This is a genomic window from Methylophaga sp., assembly GCF_030651745.1.
The window spans coordinates 1-1,987 of record NZ_JAUSCC010000091.1; the positions used below are offsets into that span (position 1 = coordinate 1).

A 1,987-nucleotide genomic window follows, 5' to 3' on the forward strand; every position below is an offset into this window, starting at 1 on the left:
CTGTTGGATCTGTTGGATCTGTTGGATCTGTTGGATCTGTTGGATCTGTTGGATCTGTTGGATCTGTTGGATCTGTTGGATCTGTTGGATCTGTTGGATCTGTTGGATCTGTTGGATCTGTTGGATCTGTTGGATCCAAAGCATCCGATTCATCTACTAAAAAATCAAATGGAAGAGGATCTAAGAATGTGACGCTGGGACCGGTCGTTTCAAAACCAGAATCGGGAGTGATTCGTGGAGCAAGGTAATCAACAACCACCGCATCACTGCCACCTTCACTGGCTGGCTGTGCACCAGGACCAGCAGCAGTAGCATCAGCGATTTGTGTTGGATCTTCACCAGCCAACAATGCTTGTTGAATTGCTTCGATTTCGTCAACTACGTCTGCGGCAGGAGTCGGTGTCTCACCACCAGCCACATCTAACTCAAATGTTTCACTGTCTAATACTGCCTGAGAATTTCTTCCCAGATCCATAACGCTGCCATCAGGGAATTCGATTTCTACGGCACCAGCAAGACCAGTTGTAATGATCTCATTAGGATAAACCCTGTCACCAACTTGTAAATTTCTCACAGTCCCATCGACTGCTGTAGCAGTTGCGGTGCCTATTAAGGCTGAAATAATACCGGCTTCTGTTGCCATAATGCTTCTCCGATGAAATGCTGCTTCCTTAGGTCAACAAAAATAATGTGACCGACTTTGCAAATAGTTTCCCATGACAATTAAAACTGATCTACTGTACATTGGTACTAGATATTGAATTTAATGGTGAAAACTCAATATTCGTATATGCAAAAATTCAGCCAGCCAACACCATCTTTGAGCATAATTCAGCTGCTAGCCCAAATCTCCGGCAGCAAAATGATTAAGCATATCGGCCACCAGACGCCTTGGCAGCCAGGCTTCACCATCATGTACAGCATGTATTGCCTTTACTAATTTGTCATGTTGTGAGGGAGTAATATATCCCCGAGCCCTAAAACCGGTTGCTTTTAACTGCTCAAAGTCCGGCACTTTGTCTGACAGGATAATTGTCTGATTCTGTGGGTAATTTGTCGCCAATACCAAACATAGAAGATCTGTATTAATATGCTCGTTATCCTGCTCTAACACGGTTATATTGGTTTTTGCAGCTTTTATGGCCAAAACCGCATCGTCAATTGTATCTGGTTCAATAGCTGTAATATTTAGATCATCGTGAACAGCCAAATTAATCAAACCCGGTATCGAGCGACCTAACACCACTACATTGATCATGCGTATGTCCTGAGTATCGTGTTGATGAGTTGCCATTGTTGTTCCCATCCCTGAAGTGGTGATTGGCGAAATCCACTACGAACAAATTGCTGTAAACGCCCCTCAACAATACTGAGAAGCAAATTAGCGGTTTCATTAACAGGTCGACCACCAGCTTGCGTCAACGTTAATTCACGTTCACGTAAAATTTGTCGGAATTGTGTTTCCAGTCGGTCAAAAAATTGACTGACGCGTTGGCGAAGCCGCTCTGTTTCGCCTGTAAGCGCAGTTCCAACGAGCACACTACTAATACCCGGGTTTTTTGCGCTGAATCCCAGCATCAATGCCATGATTTTTTCACATCGAGAGACCGCATTATCATCTTCGTCAAGAATTCTGCGGATAAGGCCAAATACGGTGTCTTCTGAAAACTCGATAAGGCCTTCGAACATTCTAGCTTTACTAGGGAAATGCCGATAAAGCGCCGCTTCAGAGACCCCTAAACTTTCAGCCAACTGAGCTGTAGTTATTCGTTGTCCGGGGTGTTGTTCAAGCTGCGATGCCAAGGCTTCCAGTATGGCCTGATGACGCGACTGTTTATTTTGAGCACGCGTAGATTGTTGCTCCATCATCGACCGCCTCCACGAATAAGTGTACCTACACCCTCATCCGTAAACATTTCCAGTAAGACCGCATGCTGTACACGACCATCGATGATGTGTGAGCTGGTCACCCCTGCTTGAACTGCAT

Annotated in this window: 3 protein-coding genes and 1 pseudogene; all 4 read right to left on the reverse strand. The window is 44.9% G+C overall.

The genetic code is table 11. The features are described 5' to 3' along the window. A partial coding sequence (locus Q7V21_RS10635) for a retention module-containing protein (protein ID WP_304917271.1) occupies nt 1-643 on the reverse strand: 643 nt, incomplete at its 3' end. A gap of 195 nt (nt 644-838) precedes the next feature. Next, nucleotides 839-1,294 carry a hypothetical protein gene (locus Q7V21_RS10640; protein WP_304917272.1) on the reverse strand — a complete coding sequence of 152 codons (456 nt, stop codon included), beginning with the start codon at nt 1,292-1,294 and terminating at the stop codon, nt 839-841. Beyond that, a complete protein-coding gene (gene slmA / locus Q7V21_RS10645; RefSeq protein WP_304917273.1) occupies nt 1,255-1,869 on the reverse strand; it encodes a nucleoid occlusion factor SlmA in 615 nt (204 codons plus the stop codon). Before slmA ends, Q7V21_RS10640 begins: the two co-directional genes overlap by 40 nt. Beyond that, nucleotides 1,866-1,987 (reverse strand): annotated as a pseudogene (locus tag Q7V21_RS10650) (acetylglutamate kinase); the annotation flags it as partial. The gene slmA and the pseudogene Q7V21_RS10650, both read right to left, overlap by 4 nt.